This window comes from Streptomyces sp. NPDC002994, assembly GCF_040611155.1.
Classification (GTDB): domain Bacteria; phylum Actinomycetota; class Actinomycetes; order Streptomycetales; family Streptomycetaceae; genus Streptomyces.
Genome location: NZ_JBEXNQ010000002.1, coordinates 355808 through 374913, shown reverse-complemented (window position 1 = coordinate 374913; position 19106 = coordinate 355808). Strand labels below are relative to the sequence as shown.

Here is a 19106-nt window from a genome sequence, read left to right as displayed (position 1 = left end):
CAGCCCCTCCGGCGTTTGAGGAGCGGGGTCTGGGGCGGAGCCCCAGCAGCCCACGCCGGCGAATCCAGCCCGTCCGGCGTTTGAGGACACGCCCGTAAGGCGTAGGGGAATGAAAAACTGCTGATCCGATCGGGGGACGGCCCCGCCGCGCTCCGCACAGTTCGTAGCAGAGCGTGAACTACGCTCGAAGTTCCCGACCGCAGTCGCGGGCGGGCTTGTGCGCAGGCGGACGGGAGCGTGGCCCGTGACGGATCAGGCGGTGGACACCAGCGGCACGGCGGCGGGTTCCGCGGCAGGGCGGACAGCGGGCGAGTTCTTCGGCAGAGCGCGCGAGTTGAAGGAGTTGCGGGCCGACATCGAGCGGGCCGGACTCGACACCCTGGCCGGCCGCAAGGCACCCGGGGCCCGCGTGCTCCTGATCGCCGGACGCCCAGGTTCCGGCCGCACCGCCCTCGCCGCGGAGCTCGCCGCGAGCCTGGCCGACGACTACCCCGACGGCATGCTCCGTGCCCGGCTCACCGACCCGGGCGGCGAACGCGTACCCACCGAGCGCACCGCCCGAGGCCTGCTCGACGACCTCGGGGTCCCGGTCCCGCCGGGAGCCGGCGACGACGAACTGTCTCAGCTGGTCCGCGAGGCACTCGCCGTACGCCGCATGCTGCTGGTCCTCGATGACGCCGCCGACGCCGAGCAGGTCGACCCGCTGCTCCCCGACAACTCGGACTGCCTCGTCGTGGCCACCGCCCGCGGCCCGCTCACCGGCATCCCCGGCGTCCGGCCGTGCACCATCGGCGGCCTGGACACCGGATCCGCCGTCGAACTGCTCGCCCGCTCCACGGGTGCGGTCAGGATCACGGTCGACCCCACGGCGGCCGAGTCACTCGCCGAGGAGTGCGGGGGCCAGCCCGCCGCGCTGACCCTGATCGGCGGATGGCTCGCCGCCAGCCCCAAGGCTTCGGTCGCCGATGTGGCGAAACGGCTGCACGACATGCCCGTCGACCCCAAGCAGCCCACGGGCGGCAGGCCGCTCGCCCGTACCTTCCGTTTCGTGTACGAGGCGCTGCCGCAGCCCACGGCGCGGATGCTGCGGCTGCTCGTCCTCGCGCCCGCCGGTGTCGTGGACGCGCACACCGCCTCCGCCCTGGCCGGCTGCTCGGTCTCCGGGGCCCAGACCGCACTGGACGACTTTGCCGCGCTGGGTCTGCTGCGAAGGGCCGACGGCCGGCAGTACGAGGTGCCCGGCTGCCTCGCGCCGATGATGAAGGCGCAGCTGGAGGAGCGGGACCGGCCCGCAGAGGTGCAGCTGGCCCGGGCCAGGATGCTGGAGCGGACCGTACGGCAGCTCCAGTCCTGCCGGGCGATCACCGAGCCCGACGGCTCCCCGGCGCGCAAAAAGCTGGCGGGGCTGCCGCGCGCGCTGCGCTTCCCGAACATCCCGGCCGCCGGCGAGTGGCTGCGGATCCGGCAGCCCGCGCTGCTCGCCTCGGCCCGCATCGCGGTCGAGGACGGTGAGCTCGACACCCTGGCGAGGCGGCTGGTGGCCGCGCTGGTCCGGGCGCTGGCGGCGCACCGGGGCACCGAAGCGGCGGCTCCCGAGCTGTACGGGCTGCACCGGCTCGTACTCGACGTGGCCGAGCGGTGCGCTCTGCACCGCGAGAAGGCCGCCGCCCTGCTGAATCTCGCCGACCTGGACGCGCGGACCGGGCGTACGGACGAGGCGCTGACGCGCTACCGGGCCGCCCTGGACGCCGGCCGGGCGGCTGGTGACCCGTACGCGACAGGCCGCGCGATGGAATCCGTAGGCGGCACATATCAGGAACTGGGTGACTGGCAGCGCGCCTCCGACTGGTACGGACGGGCGCTGGAACAGCGGCTTACCCGAGGTGAACGGGCGGACGCGGCGCGGCTGTACGGGCGGCTCGGGGCCGTACACACCTATGCCGGGCGCTACGGCGAGGCGCTGCGCAACTGGCGGGCTTCGGCGGCGGGCTACCGCCGGGTCGGTGATCTGCCGGGCCACGCACGGGCGTTGAGCGAAGTGGCGAGGGTGCAGGAGTACGCGGGCCGGCCCGAGGAATCGCTGCGCACCTGTCAGGAAGCCGTGGAACGGGCACGGCAGGCCGAGGACGTACGGCTGCACGCGGCGCTGGAGTTGCGGCTCGCGGACACGCTCGACCGGCTGGGGGACCCGGCGGCTGCCCGTCTGCACAGGAGCGCTGCGGAAAGACTGCTGGGAGATGAGGGTTCTGCCTACGAAATCCGTAGTAGTTCGCCGAGAGATTGATGCTTTGTAAGGCTAGACAGCGGGAAATCCTTCATTAGACTGGCTCTGCCGCGTCATGCTGCGGTGTTCCCCGGGTGTGCCTCACATACCTGGGTATGTATGGCATTGACCCATTTATTCCCCCAGAGCCAAGGACCGTGATCGACGTGAAGGTCGGCATCCCCCGCGAGGTCAAGAACAACGAGTTCCGGGTGGCCATCACCCCCGCCGGAGTGCACGAGCTGGTGCGCCACGGCCACCAGGTATTCGTCGAGCAGAACGCCGGCGTCGGATCTTCGATCACGGACGGTGAGTACGTCGCCGCCGGTGCTCAGATCCTGGCCACCGCCGATGAGGTCTGGGCCACCGCTGACCTGCTGCTGAAGGTCAAGGAGCCCATTGCCGAGGAGTACCACCGCCTCCGCAAGGACCAGACGCTCTTCACCTACCTGCACCTGGCCGCTTCCCGCGAGTGCACGGACGCCCTGCTGGAGTCCGGCACCACGGCGATCGCGTACGAGACGGTGGAGACCGCGAACCGCGCCCTGCCGCTGCTCGCCCCCATGTCCGAGGTCGCGGGCCGGCTGGCCCCGCAGGTCGGCGCGTACCACCTGATGCGCTCGGTCGGCGGCCGCGGCGTGCTGCCGGGCGGCGTCCCGGGTACGGCGGCCGGCGAGGCTGTCGTCATCGGTGGCGGCGTCTCCGGCTGGAACGCCACGCAGATCGCCGTCGGCATGGGCTTCCACGTGACCTTGCTCGACCGCGACATCAACAAGCTGCGCGAGGCCGACAAGGTCTTCGGCACCAAGGTCAAGACGATCGTCTCCAACGCCTTCGAGCTGGAGAAGGCCGTCGTCGAGGCCGACCTCGTCATCGGCGCGGTTCTGATCCCCGGCGCCAAGGCCCCGAAGCTCGTCACCAACGAGCTCGTCGCCAAGATGAAGCCCGGAAGTGTACTTGTCGACATTGCGATCGACCAGGGCGGCTGCTTCGAGGACTCGCACGCGACGACGCACGCCGAGCCGACGTTCAACGTCCACAACTCGGTCTTCTACTGCGTCGCCAACATGCCGGGCGCCGTTCCGAACACCTCGACGTACGCGCTGACGAACGCCACGCTGCCGTACATCGTGGAGCTCGCGAACCGTGGCTGGGTCGAGGCGCTGCGCCGCGACGCCGCCCTCGCCAAGGGCCTCAACACCCATGACGGCCAGGTCGTTTACCGCGAGGTGGCCGAGGCTCACGAGCTTCCGCACGTCGAGCTGGGCACCCTTCTCGGCTGACGCGTCAACGAAAGTCGTCAACCTCACGCATCCGGCCGGACCTTGTCGAACAAGGTCCGGCCGGACGCGTATCCGACCACTTGCGCGGACTCGTTCAACTCGCCGCGAACGTAACCCTTTAACCGTTTCGCGACCCTGCGAAACGCGCGGTCCGTGCCCCGGTTTGCCGCCCGCGCACCCTTGACACAGGGGTGTTCCATTGCCGACACATCGGGCCGGGTCCGGCGGATTGTGTTGCTGCGGACCGGTGACACGCCATAGAGTCGCCAACCGTCGGCATGGTGCCACGCTGACCTATCGATAAGTTTCCTGGTCACGTCCAAGGAGGTAAGACGACTTGTGAATGAGTCGACATTTACTCCCGGGGGTGGTCAACCAGGTACGCCTGCACGGGGCCAGGGCCCATCGGGGCTCCAGGCTGTCGGCTCCGTCGCTGTCCGCACCTTCGCCACTCATCAGCACATGACGACAGCCCACCAGAGCATGGACGGCCTACACGTGAACGCCATGGCCGGCGACCAGAGTGGGGACAAGTCCACCACCCGCTTCGCCGACTTCGACGAGGTGCCCGAGGGGCACTTCTACGATCCCGATGCCGAGTACGAGCCCGACCCCGAGTACGCGGCCACCCTCGCCCCCGACGCTGCCCGCCAGCGCCGCGAGCGGATCGGCCCGACCGGACGGCCGCTGCCGTACTTCCCGATCCCGGGCCCGCTGACCGATCACGGCCCCGCGAAGATCATCGCCATGTGCAACCAGAAGGGCGGCGTCGGCAAGACGACGTCGACCATCAATCTGGGTGCGGCTCTCGCGGAGTACGGACGGCGGGTCCTGCTCGTCGACTTCGACCCGCAGGGAGCCCTGTCGGTCGGTCTCGGCGTGAACCCGATGGAACTCGACCTGACGGTCTACAACCTGCTCATGGAGCGGGGCATGTCGGCCGACGAGGTCCTGCTGAAGACCGCGGTCCCCAACATGGACCTGCTGCCGAGCAATATCGACTTGTCGGCGGCGGAAGTGCAGTTGGTCAGCGAGGTCGCGCGCGAGTCGACACTTCAGCGGGCGCTCAAGCCGCTGCTGGCCGACTACGACTACATCGTGATCGACTGTCAGCCTTCGCTGGGGCTTCTCACGGTGAACGCCCTGACGGCGGCTCACAAGGTGATCGTGCCGCTCGAATGCGAGTTCTTCGCGCTGCGCGGTGTGGCGCTGCTGACCGAGACGATCGAGAAGGTCCAGGAGCGGCTCAACCCCGACCTGGAGCTCGACGGCATCCTCGCCACGATGTACGACTCCCGTACGGTGCACAGCCGTGAGGTGCTGGCGAGGGTCGTCGAGGCCTTCGACGAGCACGTCTACCACACGGTGATCGGACGGACCGTGCGCTTCCCGGAGACCACGGTCGCCGGTGAGCCGATCACGACGTACGCCTCCAACTCGGTCGGTGCGGCCGCTTATCGCCAGCTCGCCAGGGAGGTGCTCGCCCGGTGTCACGCCGAGTGAGTCTGCCGGGGGCCGACGAACTGTTCCGCACGACCGGGGGAATGGCGCTGCAGTCGTCGTCCCCGCGACGCCCGCCGTCGCCGGCGAATCCCGCCAGTCCCGCCAACGGCGAGGCGCGGGTGCCGGGGCCGGCGGGGGAGAGCGATTCCGGGGCGGCGGCGAGCGAGCAGCAGTCCGAGGGCGCGGCGTCCTCGCCCTCGTCCTCTGCCGGTGCGGGGTCGGAGCATTCGGCCGCCGCCGACGCGGAGGCCGGCGGGCATCGCAGCCGGGCCGTGGAAGGCGACCAGGCGGCCGCTGCGGCCGCCAGGGCGCGCCGTGCGCCGGAGAGCCAGCCGCCCTCCCAGCCGGCCGCCCAGCAGCGTCCTGCGGCCCCGGCGACGGGCGCCCAGCCGCGGCGCCGGGGCGGGCGCGGGGCGAACCGTCGTCCCAGCGGCCGCGAACGGCACGACGAGAAGATCACGGTCTACGTCTCGGCCGAGGAACTGATGGACCTCGAGCACGCGCGGCTGGTGCTGCGCGGTGAGCACGGGCTCGCTGTCGACCGGGGCCGGATCGTGCGGGAAGCCGTCGCGGTCGTACTCGCGGACCTGGAGTCGCGCGGCGACGCGAGCATTCTCGTGCGGCGCCTGCGCGGGCGCTGACCGGACCGGACGGTAGCCTGCGCTGCCCCCTGTTCGTCTTTCCGTACCTGGACCCGCGATGCACCCGACCGACGACCCGGCCGACCCCGCCCAGCCCGCCAGTGCCCCACGCCGTCGCTTGGGGCGCGGGCCGGGGGCGTCCCGCGCGGCCGAGCCGCGACCGTCGCGGCTGTCCGGTGGGCCGTCGCCGGCCGCGGAGACGGCTGTTCCCGCATCGGCGCCGGACGGTGCGCCGGGGGCTCGGGAGGGCGGTTCTTCCCCCACCCCGCCCCTTCCCGAAACCGGGGGCAAGTCCCCGGCCCCCCAGGCCGCAGGCCCCTGCGGGGCAGCGCCTGTGACGGTCCGGGCTCCCGGGGACGCCGACTCCTGCGGAGCGGCGCCCATGACCGATGCGTGCTCCTTCTGGGCGGCGGAGGTGGGGGGCCGGGGCGGCGGACTGCCGGCCGGGGCGGACACGGCGGGGCGTCGGTCGGGCGGGGCCGGCGAAATGGCGGGGGACGGGCGGTTCACCGTTCGGCTCGTTAATTTCGAGGGGCCCTTCGACCTGCTGCTTCAGCTCATCTCCAAGCACAAGCTCGACGTCACCGAGGTCGCCCTCTCGAAGGTCACCGACGAGTTCATGGCGCACATCCGCGCCATGGGGGCCGACTGGGATCTTGATCAGACCACCGAGTTCCTTGTTGTCGCCGCCACGCTCCTCGACCTCAAGGCCGCGCGGCTGCTGCCTGCCGCCGAGGTGGAGGACGAGGGGGACCTCGCGCTGCTGGAGGCGCGGGACCTGCTGTTCGCGCGGCTGCTGCAGTACCGCGCGTACAAGCGGATCGCCGACATCTTCAGCGAGCGGCTGGACGCGGAGGCCCGTCGCTACCCGCGTACGGTCGGTCTTGAGCCGCAGCACGCAGCGCTGCTGCCCGAGGTCGTCATCAGCATCGGCCCCGACGGCTTCGCCAAGCTCGCCGTGAAGGCCATGCAGCCCAAGGCCGAGCCGCAGGTGTACGTCGATCACATCCATGCGCCCCTCGTGTCCGTACGGGAACAGGCTGAGGTGGTCGTCGCGCGGCTGCGGGAGGCGGGGGAAGCGACTTTTCGTGTGCTGACCGAGGACGTCTCGGACACGCTCACCGTTGTCGCACGGTTCCTCGCGCTGCTGGAGCTCTATCGGGAGAAGGTCGTCGTGCTGGACCAGGAGGAGGCCCTGGGGGAACTCCTGGTGCGGTGGACCGGCGGGGAAGCGGCGCAGCCCGTCGTCACGGACGAGTTCGATCAAGTGGTGGAAAAGGAGACGGAGTGAGTGAGTCCCCTGCGGTCGCGGACCTCGGGCTCAAGCCCGCCCTGGAGGCGGTCCTCATGGTCGTCGACGAGCCCGCCACCGAGGAACACCTCGCGAAGGTGCTGGAGCGGCCCCGCAGAGCCGTCGCGGACGCGCTGCGGGAGCTCTCCGACGAGTACGCCGCACAGGGGCGCGGATTCGAGCTCAGGCTGGTCGCCGGGGGATGGCGCTTCTACACGCGGCCCGAGTACGCGGCGGCGGTCGAGAGCTTCGTACTGGACGGACAGCAGGCCCGTCTCACCCAGGCCGCCCTGGAGACCCTGGCGGTCGTCGCGTACCGCCAGCCGGTGAGCCGCTCACGCGTCTCGGCCGTACGTGGCGTGAACTGCGACGGCGTGATGCGGACCCTCCTCCAGCGCGGTCTGGTCGGGGAGGCGGGCACGGAACCCGAAACAGGTGCGATCCTGTACAGGACGACGAACTACTTTCTGGAGCGGATGGGCCTGCGTGGCCTGGACGAGCTCCCGGAGCTCGCGCCATTCCTCCCGGAGGCGGACGCGATCGAGGCTGAGACGCTAGAGGGTGTGCCGTCGTTCGATGCGGACGCCCCGTACGCCTCGGACACACACGCAGACGACAAGACGGAATTTTGATGCGAAGCAGCAGCGGCAGGAACAGCGGAAGCGGTAACGACCGGAATCAGCGGGGCGCGGGCAAGGGGCGCGAGCGCGACGACAAGAAGCGCACCGAGCGTCCCGACCGTCCGCGTCCGGAAGAGCGCCGCTACGACGTCGGCCGTGACGCCCCTGGCGCCCGCGACGGCAGTGGTGGCAGTGGCGCGAGCGGTGGCGGCGGTCGTGGCGGCAGTGGCGCGGGTCGTGGCGGCAGCGGCGCCGGCACCGGTCGCGGTGGCAGTGGCGCGGGGCGCGGTGGCGCGAGCGCGGGCGGCGGTCGCGGTGGCGCGGGCGCCGGGCGTGGCGGCAGCAGCGCCGGAGGCCCCTCGAGCACCGGCAGCCGGGGCGCGTCCGCGCGCGGTGGCGCCAAGGGCGGCCCCAAGGCCCCGCAGGGCGGCTTCAGGACCCCCGGTCTGCGCCGTGGCCCGCAGAGCGCCCCTTCGCGGCCGCGCGAGCTCGACGCCAAGCTTGAGGAGCGCGTACGCGAGCGGCACAGCAAGCCCCAGGTGACGACGCCCAAGACGTTCCCCGGAGCCGAGCAGGAGGGTGAGCGCCTGCAGAAGGTCCTCGCCCGCGCCGGCATGGGTTCGCGGCGTGCCTGCGAGGAGCTGATCGAGCAGGCCCGCGTCGAGGTCAACGGCGAGATCGTGACCGAGCAGGGCCGCCGGGTCGACGTGCACAAGGACGAGGTCAAGGTCGACGGCCTGACGGTCGCCACCCAGTCGCACCTCTTCTTCGCGCTCAACAAGCCGGCCGGTGTGGTCGCCACCATGGGCGACCCTGACGGCCGCCAGAACCTCAACGACTACGTGAACAACCGTGAGACGCGTCTCTTCCACGTGGGCCGGCTGGACACCGAGACCGAGGGCATCATCCTGCTCACCAACCACGGCGAGCTGGCCCACCGTCTGACCCACCCCAAGTACGGCGTGAAGAAGACCTACCTCGCCGCGATCCAGGGACCGCTCCCGCGCGACCTCGGCAAGCGGCTCAAGGACGGCATCGCGCTGGAGGACGGGTACGCCCGCGCCGACCACTTCCGCGTCGTCGAGAACACCGGGAAGAACTACCTGGTCGAGGTCACCCTCCACGAGGGCCGCAAGCACATCGTGCGCCGCATGCTGGCCGAGGCCGGCTTCCCGGTCGAGCGGCTCGTGCGGACGTCCTTCGGGCCCATCCCGCTGGGCGACCAGAAGTCCGGCTGGCTGCGCCGCCTCACCAACACCGAGGTCGGCATGCTGATGAAGGAAGTCGGCCTGTAACCGACGCCCCTCTTTCGCCCGAAGCCCCGGGCGGTTCCTGTACGTACAGGAACCGCCCGGGGCTTTTTGCCGCTTGTGGAGTGGGCCTACGCTCCTTTATAGTCACCATGACTATAAAGGAGGCGGGCGTGAGTCTCGCGGACATGCTCGAAGCCCTGCAGCAGCCACTGGTGACCGTCCTGGACACCCCGGTGAGCTGGACCGAGGTCCTCGGGTTCGGCAGCGGCGCTCTCTGCGTCTGGCTCGTCGCCCGGCAGCACATCGCCAACTGGCCGATCGGCATCGCCAACAACCTCTTCTTCGTCCTCCTGTTCACCCAGGCGGGCCTGTACGCCGACGCCGGCCTGCAGGTCGTCTTCATCGCCCTCGCCGCCTACGGCTGGTGGACCTGGACCCACGGGGGTGGACCAGGCTCTACCTCGTCCCTGCCGGTACGGCGCACCAGCCGCACCGAGTGGACCTGGCTGCTGGCGGCGGGGGCGGTGGGGACCTTGGCCCTGACGCTCCTCCTCGACCGCGCCACCGATTCGACCGTTCCTTTCTGGGACTCCCTGACGACCGCGCTGTCCCTCATGGCGACGTACGGGCAGTGCAGGAAGCGCCTCGAATCGTGGTGGCTGTGGATCGCGGCCGACGTTGTGTACGTCCCTCTGTACGCCTACAAGGAGCTGTATCTGACGTCGCTCCTGTACGTCGGTTTCATGGCGCTGTGCGTTCTCGGGCTGCTCAATTGGCGGCGTGACGCGCGCTCCCGGGAACAGCTCGTTGTCCGGGCCGCGGCATGACCGCGTACAAGCACGGACTCGTCCTCGGGAAGTTCTATCCGCCGCACGCGGGTCACCACCATCTCGTGCGCACCGCACGGGAACGCTGCGAGCGGCTCACCGTCCTGGTCTGCGCCTCGTCCGCCGAGTCCGTACCCCTCACCGACAGGGTGGCGTGGATGCGGGCCGTGCACCCGGACGTTGACGTGGTCGGCGCCGTCGACGACATCCCCGTGGACACCACCGACCCCGCCGTGTGGGACGCGCACATGGCGGTCTTCCGGGCCGCCGTTCCGCAGCCCGTCGACGCCGTCTTCACTTCGGAGGCGTACGGCGAAGAGCTCGGCCGGCGCTTCGGTGCGGACGCGGTGTGCGTGGACCCGGACCGTACGGCCTTTGCCGTCTCGGGAACGGCCGTACGCGCCGATCCTGTGCGCTTCTGGGACTACCTGGAGCGGCCGGTACGGGCCGCACTCGCCCGGCGCGTGGTCGTCCTGGGGGCCGAGTCGACCGGGACCACGACCATGGCGAGGGCGCTCACCGAGCACTACCGGCGCCGCGGCGGCGTATGGGAACGGACGCAGTGCGTTCCCGAGTACGGCCGGGAGTACAGCGAGCGGAAACTCGCCGCACTGCGCGCACAGCGTCCGGACGCCGACTGGGCGGACGTAGCCTTCACCACGGAGGAGTTCCCGCTGATCGCGCGGCGGCAGTGCGACGACGAGGAAGCGGCGGCCGGAGCGGGCTCGCCCGTGCTGTTCTGCGACACCGATGCCTTCGCCACCACGGTGTGGCACGAGCGCTACCTGGGAGGCCCGAATACGGACGTCGCACGGATCGCCGCAACCGCGAGGGGCGGGCAGCACCTGTGGCTGCTCACTGACCACGACCGCGTGCCCTTCGAGGACGACGGCCTGCGCGACGGCGAACACCTGCGGCCCTGGATGACGGCACGCTTCCGCGACGAACTGACCCGTACAGGGCGCACATTCCGCACCCTCGGCGGACCGCACGAAGAGCGGCTCGCGACCGCCGTCGCCGCCGTGGACGCGCTGCTCGCCGAGGGGTGGGGCTTCACCGATCCCCTTCCGGAGAAGCGATGAACGAACAGAGCGACTACAACCCGCGCGACTTCGAGCCGTTCGCCGTCACCGTCGACCTCGCCGTCTTCACAGTGCGCGAGAGCCGGCTGCACGTTCTGCTGATCCGGCGCGGACAGGACCCGTACGCCGGGGCGTGGGCGCTGCCCGGCGGCTTCATACTGCCCCGGGAGTCCGCGGAAACCGCCGCCCGGCGCGAACTGGCCGAGGAGACCGGCCTGTCGCAGGAGTCCGCCGCCGCGCTCCACCTGGAGCAGCTGCGTACGTACAGCGAACCGGACCGCGATCCACGGATGCGCGTCGTCTCCGTCGCGTACACCGCGCTGGTGCCCGGTCTGCCGGAGCCGCGCGGCGGCGGCGACGCCGCGCACGCCCAGTGGATGCCCGTCGGCGGCTTGCCCGCGCTCGCCTTCGACCATGCGCGGATCATCACCGACGCACAGGAGCGCATCCGCGCCAAGCTCGAATACACCTGCCTGGCCACGGCTTTCTGCCCGCCCGAATTCACCCTGGGCGAGCTCCAGCAGGTGTACGAGACGGTCTGGGGCGTAGAGCTCGACCGGCCCAACTTCCGCCGCAAGGTGCTCGCCTCGCCCGGCTTCGTGGAGCCGGTGGAAGGGGCGCCCCGGCGTACCGGAGGACGGGGGAAACCCGCCGCCCTTTACCGCGCCGGGAACGCCGCCGCTCTGCACCCACCACTTCTGCGCCCCGAACGACGATCCGAAGGAGAACGATCCGTATGAAGCAGCCGGCCACCGGTGCTCTCGTGGGACTCGCGCTGGGAGACGCGATGGGCTTCCCGACCGAGTTCAACGACGTACCTTCGATCCTCGCGAAGTGCGGTCCGTGGCGGGAGATGGAACTGCCCGCGCCCGCGATCGTCACGGACGACACCCAGATGACGCTCGCGCTGGGGCGCGGGATACGGACGGCCATGGACCGCGGGGTGCTCGGGCCGCTGAGACTGGCGCGGCCGGTGCGCGAGGAATTCGTGGACTGGTACCACTCGCCCGAGAACAACCGGGCCCCCGGCAACACCTGTCTCGTCGCCTGCCGGCTGCTCGACAGTGACCTGCCCTGGCAGCAGGCCAGTCAGCTTGGCTCCAAGGGGTGCGGGGCCAACATGCGGGTCGCGCCGGTCGGGCTCGTGCCGGGGCTGAGCGAGGAACAGCGCGCCGGGGCGGCGCAGTTGCAGTCGGCGCTCACGCACGGGCATCCGACGGCGCTGGCGGCGAGCGATCTGACGGCACACGCGGTGTATCTCCTGGCGCAGGGGGCGGAGCCGACCGGTCTGGTGGGGCTGCTCCGTTCGTACGCGTACGAGAACCGCACCCGGTACCACGAGCGCTGGCTGGGCGACCTGTGGACGCACGCCCACGACGCCTCGCCGGAGGTTTTCATCGCCCGCGGCTGGGACGAGTGCCTGGCCGTACTGGAACGCCTCGCCGAGGCACTGCGCTCGCCGTCCCCGGAGACCGATCCGTGCCTGGCGACGGGTGACGGCTGGATCGCCGAGGAGGCGCTCGCGACCGCGCTGCTGTGCTTCCTGCTCTTCCCCGGGGAGCCGGTCACCGCCCTGCGCCGCGCCGCGTGCACGAAGGGCGACTCGGACTCGATCGCGTGCCTCGCCGGAGCGTTCGCGGGAGCGCACCTGGGAGCGGGCGCGTGGCCGGCCGAGTGGGCGGAGCGCATCGAGTACAGAAGCGAGCTGCTGGCCCTGGGTGCGCTCTGGGACGCTTGAACGCCTCAGCGGGCTGAAGCGCGGCGCGTGCGGAGCAGGAAGTCCTCCACGCGGGGCCGGTCCGGCTCTGGCGGGAGGGGGCTCTTCGCTGCGGCCGCTTCGGCCTCCACCGTGAGAACGTTCATCCGGCGGTCGACCTCCTGCCACGCCACCTCACCGCGCTTGACCGCGAGCAGCTGCTCGCGGTCCTCGCCGACGTCGATGACCAGCTCGCCCGTACGCAGCAGATCGCGGCAGCTGCCGAGCAGCCGCAGCAGGTGCATGGCGTGCTTCCAGCGGGGGGCGCCGTGCTGCCGTACGTCCGCCTCCAGCTTCTTGCGCTGGCCGGCCGCGTACCGGGCGAACGTCTGGTGGGCCCGGCGGGAGAGGAACGCGTCGCGCAGCGCGAGCAGCTCGCGGCCGGTGGCGTCGACGTGCTCGACCAGCGGGGAGTGCAGGCACTCCAGGATGTTGGGATTGGCGCGCAGGGCCAGCTCGCAGAAACGTTCCAGCTCCCAGGAGAACTGCTCGTCCGCCGGGCCCTCGACATGCGTCGGCGGCTTCTCGAAGCGCCAGTACAGCGGCGTCGGCGCGACGAAGACACCACGCCGGTCCGTGTCGCTGCCGTCCGTCGCCAGGCCGAAGGCGCGCGAGCCCATCACGCAGGAGTAGACGGTGTGGTCGCGTACGAGGTCTTCAGGCAGGGCGGGCGGGATCATGCTCCGGATTGTGCCGCAGTCAGGGCAGCCGGATCGAACCACTTTCGAGGAGCCCGCACCGGCCCACCACGGCGGGCCGGTCGCCGTGCCAACTACGCTGGATCATGCAGGGGCAATCCGCGGTGTGGAGCGAGGAGTACGACGTGGCAGTACGAGCAGTGCGTGGGGCCGTTCAGCTGGAGCGGGACGAGGCCGAGCACATGAACGAGCAGGTCAGCGAACTGCTCTCGGCCATCCTGGAGCGCAACGGGCTCACCCCCGACGACCTCATCAGCATCTGGTTCACCGCCACCCCCGACCTCCACAGCGACTTCCCGGCCGCCGCCGCGCGCAAGCTCGGCATCGTCGACGTACCGCTGATCTGTGCCCAGGAACTGGACATAGCAGGCGCCATGCCGCGTGTCGTACGGATCCTCGCGCACGTCGAGTCGGACCTGCCCAAGTCCTCCGTCTCGCACATCTACCTCGGCGCCGCAGCCTCCCTCCGCAAGGACATCGCCCAGTGAGAACCGCCCTCGTCATCGGAACCGGCCTCATCGGCACCTCCGCCGCCCTCGCCCTCGCCGGGCGCGGCATCACCGTCCACCTCACCGATCACGACCCGGCTCAGGCCCACACCGCCGCCGCGCTCGGCGCCGGCACCGACGAGGCGCCCGAAGGCCCCGTCGACCTCGCCATCGTCGCCGTACCGCCCGCCCACGTGGCCACGACGCTGGCCGACGCCATGCGGCGCGGGATCGCCCGCGCGTACATCGACGTCGCCAGCGTCAAGGGCGGACCGCGCCGCGAGCTGGAGGCCCTGGGCTGCGACCTCACGTCGTACATCGGTACGCACCCGATGAGCGGCAAGGAACGTTCGGGCCCGCTCGCCGCGACCGCCGACCTCTTCGAGGGACGCCCCTGGGTCCTCACCCCCACCCGGGACACCGACACCGAGGTGCTGAACCTCGCGCTGGAGCTGGTGGCGCTGTGCCGGGCCGTTCCGGTGGTGATGGACGCCGACGCCCACGACCGCGCGGTCGCGCTCGTCTCGCACACCCCGCAGCTCGTCTCTTCGATGGTCGCGGCGCGGCTGGCGGACGCGGACGAGACGGCGGTACGGCTGTGCGGCCAGGGCATCCGGGACGTCACCCGCATCGCCGCCTCGGATCCTCGGATGTGGGTCGAGATTCTCTCCGCCAACCCCGGCCCCGTCGCGGATGTGCTCACCGGGGTCGCCGCCGACCTCGAGGAGACCGTTCAGGCACTGCGCGCCCTCCAGTCCGCCGACGACGACAAGCGACAGGGCGGCGCCGACGGCATCGAGGACGTCCTGCGGCGCGGCAACGTGGGCCGCGAGCGGGTACCGGGCAAGCACGGGGCCGCCCCCACGGCGTACGAGATCGTCGCTGTCCTCATCAGTGACCGTCCCGGCGAGCTGGCCAGGATCTTCGCGGACGCGGGGCGTGCGGGCGTCAACATCGAGGACGTACGGATCGAGCACGCGACGGGACAGGAGGCGGGCCTCGTCCAGCTGATGGTGGAGCCGGCGGCCGCACCGGGGCTGAGCACGTCGCTGCGGGAGCGTGGCTGGTCGATCCGCCCGTAGCAGGGCGCGCCGCCGATGGCGATGTCCGCTTTGTGGTGGCTTCGCAGGGGCGTCGAGGGCGGGGCCGGGGACTCGGTAACCTTGTGTGGGGCCCGTCGGGTCCCCGCATGCCCAAGCCCGTGTACCAGGAAGGTGTCCTACACCGTGGAAACCGCCGCCCGGACCGCCCCGGCAGCAGTGATTGTCGCCATCGACGGCCCCTCCGGCACGGGCAAGTCCAGCACCTCCAAGGCCGTCGCCGCCAAGCTCGGGCTGAGCTACCTGGACACCGGCGCCCAGTACCGGGCGATCACCTGGTGGATGCTCAACAACGGCATCGACGTCGCGGACCCGGTCGCCATCGCGGACGCGGCGATCAAGCCCGTGATCGTCTCCGGCACCGACCCGGCCGCTCCCACGATCACGGTGGACGGAGTCGACGCCTCCGGGCCGATCCGCACCCAGGAGGTCACCTCGAAGGTGAGCGCCGTGAGCGCCGTGCCCGAGGTGCGCACCCTCATCACCGAGCTGCAGCGGTCCATCGCGAAGGGTGCCGAGCTCGGCATCGTCGTCGAGGGGCGCGACATCGGTACGACCGTGCTGCCGGACGCGGACCTCAAGATCTTCCTGACCGCCTCTCCCGAGGCGCGCGCCGCCCGCCGCAGCGGCGAGCTGAAGGGCGCGGACGTGTCCGCGACCCGCGAGGCCCTGCTGAAGCGGGACGCGGCCGACTCCAGCCGCAAGACCTCGCCGCTCGCCAAGGCGGACGACGCCGTCGAGGTCGACACCAGCGACCTCACGCTGGAGCAGGTCATCGAGTGTGTCGTTACCCTGGTCGAGGGGAAGCGGGCCGCGAAGTGACCGCACCCACTCTGCGTGGTGCGGCGGTCGGTCGCGGCATCGGCATCGGGCTCATGTACGGGCTGTGGAAGCCCCGCGTGCTCGGTGCCTGGCGAGTGCCCATGAGCGGTCCGGTCATCCTGGCCGTGAACCACTCGCACATGATCGACGGCCCCATGCTGATGGGCACCGCGCCCCGGCCGGTGCATTTCCTGATCAAGAAAGAGGCGTTCGTCGGCCCCCTCGACCCGTTCCTGCGCGGAATCGGGCAGCTGAAGGTGGACCGTACGACCGCCGACCGTACGGCGATCTCGAACGCGCTGGGTGTGCTGAGCGACGGCGGGGTCCTCGGGATCTTCCCGGAGGGCACCAGGGGCGAGGGCGACTTCGCGTCGCTGCGCGCCGGGCTTTCGTACTTCGCCGTACGCAGCGGGGCGCCGATCGTCCCGGTGGCGGTGCTCGGCAGTACGGAGCGACGTGGCCGGCTGATACGGGAGCTGCCGCCGCTGCGCAGCCGCGTGGACGTCCTCTTCGGCGACCCGTTCGAGGCCGGCGACGGCAGCGGACGGCGCACGCGCAAGGCGCTGGACGAGGCCACCGTACGTATCCAGGAGCGGCTGACCGCCCACCTGGAAAGTGCCAGGCGCTTCACCGGGCGCTAGGCGAGACTTGAGTAGTGGACCGCGCGAATCGGGTGGTCCATCGATGATGATGAACGAGGAACGGACTTCATGAACGACCAGAATCACTCCGGCGACGAGCACGGAGCACTTGGCGACGCCGAGTACGCGGAGTTCATGGAGCTCGCCGCGCAGGAAGGCTTCGACCCCGAAGACGTCGAAGGCGCGATCGGCGAAGCCGGTCACGGCCCGCTGCCCGTCCTCGCCGTCGTCGGCCGCCCCAATGTCGGCAAGTCGACCCTGGTGAACCGCATCATCGGCCGCCGCGAGGCCGTCGTCGAGGACAAGCCCGGCGTCACCCGTGACCGCGTCACCTACGAGGCCGAGTGGGCCGGCCGCCGCTTCAAGATCGTCGACACCGGCGGCTGGGAGCAGGACGTCCTCGGCATCGACGCGTCCGTCGCCGCCCAGGCGGAGTACGCGATCGAGGCCGCCGACGCGGTCGTCTTCGTCGTCGACTCCACGGTCGGCGCGACCGACACCGACGAGGCCGTCGTCAGGCTGCTGCGCAAGGCAGGCAAGCCCGTGGTGCTCTGCGCCAACAAGGTCGACGGCCTGAGCGGCGAGGCGGACGCGACCGCGCTGTGGTCGCTCGGCCTGGGCCAGCCGCACCCGGTCTCCTCGCTGCACGGCCGTGGCACCGGCGACATGCTGGACGCCATCCTGGAGGCCCTGCCGGAAGCCCCGGCCCAGTCCTTCGGTCTGGCCACCGGCGGCCCGCGCCGTATCGCGCTCATCGGCCGTCCGAACGTCGGCAAGTCGTCCCTGCTCAACCGGGTGGCGAACGAGGACCGCGTCGTCGTCAACGAGGTCGCGGGCACCACACGCGACCCGGTCGACGAGCTGATCGAGCTCGGCGGCATCACCTGGAAGTTCATCGACACGGCCGGTATCCGCCGCCGTGTCCACCTCCAGGAGGGCGCGGACTACTACGCCTCGCTGCGTACCGCGGCCGCCGTCGAGAAGGCCGAAGTCGCGGTCGTACTGATCGACGCCAGCGAGTCCATCAGCGTGCAGGACCAGCGGATCATCACGATGGCCGTCGAAGCCGGCCGCGCGCTGGTCATCGCGTACAACAAGTGGGACACCCTCGACGAGGAGCGCCGCTACTACCTGGAGCGCGAGATCGACACCGAGCTGGCGCAGGTCGCGTGGGCGCCCCGGGTGAACGTGTCGGCGCAGACCGGCCGTCACATGGAGAAGCTGGTCCCGGCGATCGAGACCGCGCTGGCCGGCTGGGAGACGCGCATCCCGACCGGCAGGCTCAACGCCTTCCTCGGCGAGATCGTCGCCTCCCACCCGCACCCGGTCCGCGGCGGCAAGCAGCCCCGCATCCTCTTCGGGACGCAGGCGGGTGCCAAGCCGCCGCGGTTCGTGCTCTTCGCCTCCGGCTTCCTGGAGGCCGGCTACCGGCGGTTCATCGAGCGTCGCCTCCGCGAGGAGTTCGGCTTCGAGGGCACGCCGATCCACATCTCGGTGCGGGTGCGCGAGAAGCGCGGCCGCAAGAAGTAACGCCGGACGGCCTGTCAGGGCCTAGAACCCCCGACGGGGAGCGGGCGGCAGCGCGGCCGGGAAGTGATTCCCGGTGTGCTGCCGCCCGTTGCTGTTGGGGGTGGTGTCGCTGTCGCTGCTCGTGACGCGCCAGAAGCCGGTGTGCGCGCCGTGCGTTCCCTGGCCGCTGTGGCTCGTGTGGCCGGGACCCTGGCCGTGGCGCGCCCCCTGGGCGAAGCCCGTGAACCCCAGGTCCTCCTCGCCGGTGCGGTCGCCGGGCAGTGCCCGGAAGGACCTGCGGTACTCCGAGTAGAGCGCGTCGTAGATCGGCGTGTGCGAGGGCTCGGCCCGGGATTCCCGCGACGGTCGCATCGAGGGGATCTGGCTCTGGTACGGCTGATGGCGTGAGGGGTCGTATGAGTGCACGTATGTGCCAACGACCCCAGCGCCCGACGGATGCGGGCCGAGCAGGGAATTCCCTGCTCGGCTGGGGTAAGCGGCGCACATGGACCGGTCGTGCGGCCCCGTGCCCGTCAGGTGCCGGCCAGCGGCATGGCGGCGGCGGCCAGCACGCCACGGGCGGCGGCCCGCTCCAGCGCGTTGCGCAGCAGGTCCTCGCGCGGCTGCTGGCCGATCGAGCCGGCGGGCGCGGTGTAGACGAGGACGGTGCTCGACTTGTTGGCCGCCGTCCGCCAGCCGTCGGTGACCTGGAGCGGCTGGTGGGCCTGCCACCAGGAGACCGGGTTTCCGCCGCTGGTGCCGGGCTGGAGTACGGCGTGCAGCTGGCCCATGGCGAGCAGGACCGACCAGCCGGGCAGTGCGGCGGGGACCTCGGCCATGTCCTTGACCGGCTGGAAGCCCTGCTCGGTGACGAGCGGCAGGAACTCGTCGGTGGTGCCGTCGGAGCCGGGGCGGGCGACGGGCCCGGTCGGCTCGACGACCAGGGCCGGGTGCAGCTGGCCGTCGATCAGTACGAGGCCGCTGGTGATCCCGAGCACGGCCTGGCCGGGCGAGCCGCCGTACTCCTCGGCACGGGGCAGGTCGGAGGCTCCGCCGGTGATGCTGCGTACGGCGCCCTGGAGCTGTTCCTCGGCCACGCGCACGACCTGCGAGGGGATGCAGGTGGCGTGGGCGAACGCGAGCACAGCGGTTTCGTCTCCGACGAACAGCACGGTGCTCGTGCGTTCCACTTCGGAGTCGCCCTGGGTACGGCAGGAGGTGCAGTCGTAGCTGCCCGGGGCGTTCTCGCCGGCGAGCAGCCGGTCGGCTTCTTCGTTGCCGATCTCGGCGCGTACGTCGTCGCTGACGTCGAGCATGCGCGGCACGGGG

The 19106-nt window shown here is 71.1% G+C and carries 19 protein-coding genes; 16 read left to right on the top strand and 3 right to left on the bottom strand.

Features of this window, described 5'->3' with window-relative positions:
• The first annotated feature begins 244 nt into the window (after nucleotides 1-244).
• From ABZX79_RS03705 to ABZX79_RS03655, 11 genes are all read left to right on the top strand, one after another.
• Complete coding sequence (locus tag ABZX79_RS03705) at nucleotides 245-2284, top strand: tetratricopeptide repeat protein (RefSeq protein ID WP_355250955.1); 2040 nt, start codon at nucleotides 245-247, stop codon at nucleotides 2282-2284.
• A 146-nt stretch (nucleotides 2285-2430) separates the two neighbouring features.
• Complete coding sequence (ald, locus tag ABZX79_RS03700) at nucleotides 2431-3546, top strand: alanine dehydrogenase (protein ID WP_215132675.1); 1116 nt, start codon at nucleotides 2431-2433, stop codon at nucleotides 3544-3546.
• 339 nt (nucleotides 3547-3885) lie between these two features.
• A complete protein-coding gene (locus ABZX79_RS03695) occupies nucleotides 3886-5049 on the top strand; it encodes a ParA family protein (protein WP_355250952.1) in 1164 nt (387 codons plus the stop codon).
• Nucleotides 5046-5690: a hypothetical protein gene (locus ABZX79_RS03690; protein WP_355251072.1), complete on the top strand. Its 645-nt coding sequence runs from the start codon at nucleotides 5046-5048 to the stop codon at nucleotides 5688-5690. Before ABZX79_RS03695 ends, ABZX79_RS03690 begins: the two co-directional genes overlap by 4 nt.
• A gap of 58 nt (nucleotides 5691-5748) precedes the next feature.
• Complete coding sequence (locus tag ABZX79_RS03685) at nucleotides 5749-6981, top strand: segregation/condensation protein A (RefSeq protein WP_355250949.1); 1233 nt, start codon at nucleotides 5749-5751, stop codon at nucleotides 6979-6981.
• Complete coding sequence (gene scpB, locus ABZX79_RS03680; protein WP_355250946.1) at nucleotides 6978-7613, top strand: SMC-Scp complex subunit ScpB; 636 nt, start codon at nucleotides 6978-6980, stop codon at nucleotides 7611-7613. The genes ABZX79_RS03685 and scpB overlap by 4 nt, the downstream gene beginning before the upstream one ends.
• The gene (locus ABZX79_RS03675; RefSeq protein WP_355250943.1) at nucleotides 7613-8896 is read left to right on the top strand and encodes a pseudouridine synthase; all 1284 of its coding nucleotides are present in this window, start codon (nucleotides 7613-7615) and stop codon (nucleotides 8894-8896) included. Before scpB ends, ABZX79_RS03675 begins: the two co-directional genes overlap by 1 nt.
• Before the next feature lie 128 nt (nucleotides 8897-9024).
• On the top strand, nucleotides 9025-9681 hold the full coding sequence (pnuC, locus tag ABZX79_RS03670) for a nicotinamide riboside transporter PnuC (protein ID WP_355250940.1): 657 nt from the start codon (nucleotides 9025-9027) through the stop codon (nucleotides 9679-9681).
• Nucleotides 9678-10763: an AAA family ATPase gene (locus ABZX79_RS03665; protein ID WP_355250937.1), complete on the top strand. Its 1086-nt coding sequence runs from the start codon at nucleotides 9678-9680 to the stop codon at nucleotides 10761-10763. Before pnuC ends, ABZX79_RS03665 begins: the two co-directional genes overlap by 4 nt.
• Nucleotides 10760-11503, top strand: a complete 744-nt coding sequence (locus ABZX79_RS03660; protein WP_355250934.1) for an NUDIX domain-containing protein — start codon at nucleotides 10760-10762, stop codon at nucleotides 11501-11503. Before ABZX79_RS03665 ends, ABZX79_RS03660 begins: the two co-directional genes overlap by 4 nt.
• Nucleotides 11500-12501 (top strand): ADP-ribosylglycohydrolase family protein, encoded by a 1002-nt coding sequence (locus ABZX79_RS03655; protein WP_355250931.1) that lies wholly within the window; start codon nucleotides 11500-11502, stop codon nucleotides 12499-12501. Before ABZX79_RS03660 ends, ABZX79_RS03655 begins: the two co-directional genes overlap by 4 nt.
• A gap of 5 nt (nucleotides 12502-12506) precedes the next feature.
• Here the strand turns inward: ABZX79_RS03655 and ABZX79_RS03650 are convergent, their stop codons facing one another.
• The gene (locus tag ABZX79_RS03650; protein ID WP_355250928.1) at nucleotides 12507-13199 is read right to left on the bottom strand and encodes a nucleotidyltransferase domain-containing protein; all 693 of its coding nucleotides are present in this window, start codon (nucleotides 13197-13199) and stop codon (nucleotides 12507-12509) included.
• Nucleotides 13200-13342: 143 nt separating this feature from the next.
• Here ABZX79_RS03650 and aroH point away from each other — a divergent pair, with 143 nt between their 5' ends.
• The 5 genes from aroH to der all read left to right on the top strand — a co-directional run bounded on the left by aroH (nucleotide 13343) and on the right by der (nucleotide 17798).
• Nucleotides 13343-13705: a chorismate mutase gene (gene aroH / locus ABZX79_RS03645; protein ID WP_355250925.1), complete on the top strand. Its 363-nt coding sequence runs from the start codon at nucleotides 13343-13345 to the stop codon at nucleotides 13703-13705.
• Nucleotides 13702-14787: a prephenate dehydrogenase gene (locus tag ABZX79_RS03640; protein WP_355250922.1), complete on the top strand. Its 1086-nt coding sequence runs from the start codon at nucleotides 13702-13704 to the stop codon at nucleotides 14785-14787. The genes aroH and ABZX79_RS03640 overlap by 4 nt, the downstream gene beginning before the upstream one ends.
• 132 nt (nucleotides 14788-14919) lie before the next feature.
• Nucleotides 14920-15627, top strand: a complete 708-nt coding sequence (gene cmk / locus ABZX79_RS03635; protein WP_355250919.1) for a (d)CMP kinase — start codon at nucleotides 14920-14922, stop codon at nucleotides 15625-15627.
• Between the two features lie 53 nt (nucleotides 15628-15680).
• The gene (locus ABZX79_RS03630; protein WP_355251069.1) at nucleotides 15681-16268 is read left to right on the top strand and encodes a lysophospholipid acyltransferase family protein; all 588 of its coding nucleotides are present in this window, start codon (nucleotides 15681-15683) and stop codon (nucleotides 16266-16268) included.
• A gap of 69 nt (nucleotides 16269-16337) precedes the next feature.
• Nucleotides 16338-17798 carry a ribosome biogenesis GTPase Der gene (gene der / locus ABZX79_RS03625; protein WP_355250916.1) on the top strand — a complete coding sequence of 487 codons (1461 nt, stop codon included), beginning with the start codon at nucleotides 16338-16340 and terminating at the stop codon, nucleotides 17796-17798.
• Nucleotides 17799-17819: 21 nt separating this feature from the next.
• Here the strand turns inward: der and ABZX79_RS03620 are convergent, their stop codons facing one another.
• Nucleotides 17820-18203 (bottom strand): hypothetical protein, encoded by a 384-nt coding sequence (locus ABZX79_RS03620; RefSeq protein ID WP_355250913.1) that lies wholly within the window; start codon nucleotides 18201-18203, stop codon nucleotides 17820-17822.
• A 107-nt stretch (nucleotides 18204-18310) separates the two neighbouring features.
• The gene (locus ABZX79_RS03615) at nucleotides 18311-19102 is read right to left on the bottom strand and encodes a hypothetical protein (protein WP_355250910.1); all 792 of its coding nucleotides are present in this window, start codon (nucleotides 19100-19102) and stop codon (nucleotides 18311-18313) included.
• Nucleotides 19103-19106: the final 4 nt, after the last annotated feature.

Coding starts and splice junctions, on each gene's coding strand:
- ABZX79_RS03685 (WP_355250949.1), top strand. CDS start 5,749: ATGCACCCGACCGACGACCCGGCCGACCCCGCCCAGCCCGCCAGTGCC.
- ABZX79_RS03655 (WP_355250931.1), top strand. CDS start 11,500: ATGAAGCAGCCGGCCACCGGTGCTCTCGTGGGACTCGCGCTGGGAGAC.
- ABZX79_RS03650 (WP_355250928.1), bottom strand. CDS start 13,199: ATGATCCCGCCCGCCCTGCCTGAAGACCTCGTACGCGACCACACCGTC.
- ABZX79_RS03665 (WP_355250937.1), top strand. CDS start 9,678: ATGACCGCGTACAAGCACGGACTCGTCCTCGGGAAGTTCTATCCGCCG.
- ABZX79_RS03660 (WP_355250934.1), top strand. CDS start 10,760: ATGAACGAACAGAGCGACTACAACCCGCGCGACTTCGAGCCGTTCGCC.
- ABZX79_RS03675 (WP_355250943.1), top strand. CDS start 7,613: ATGCGAAGCAGCAGCGGCAGGAACAGCGGAAGCGGTAACGACCGGAAT.
- der (WP_355250916.1), top strand. CDS start 16,338: ATGAACGACCAGAATCACTCCGGCGACGAGCACGGAGCACTTGGCGAC.
- ABZX79_RS03630 (WP_355251069.1), top strand. CDS start 15,681: ATGTACGGGCTGTGGAAGCCCCGCGTGCTCGGTGCCTGGCGAGTGCCC.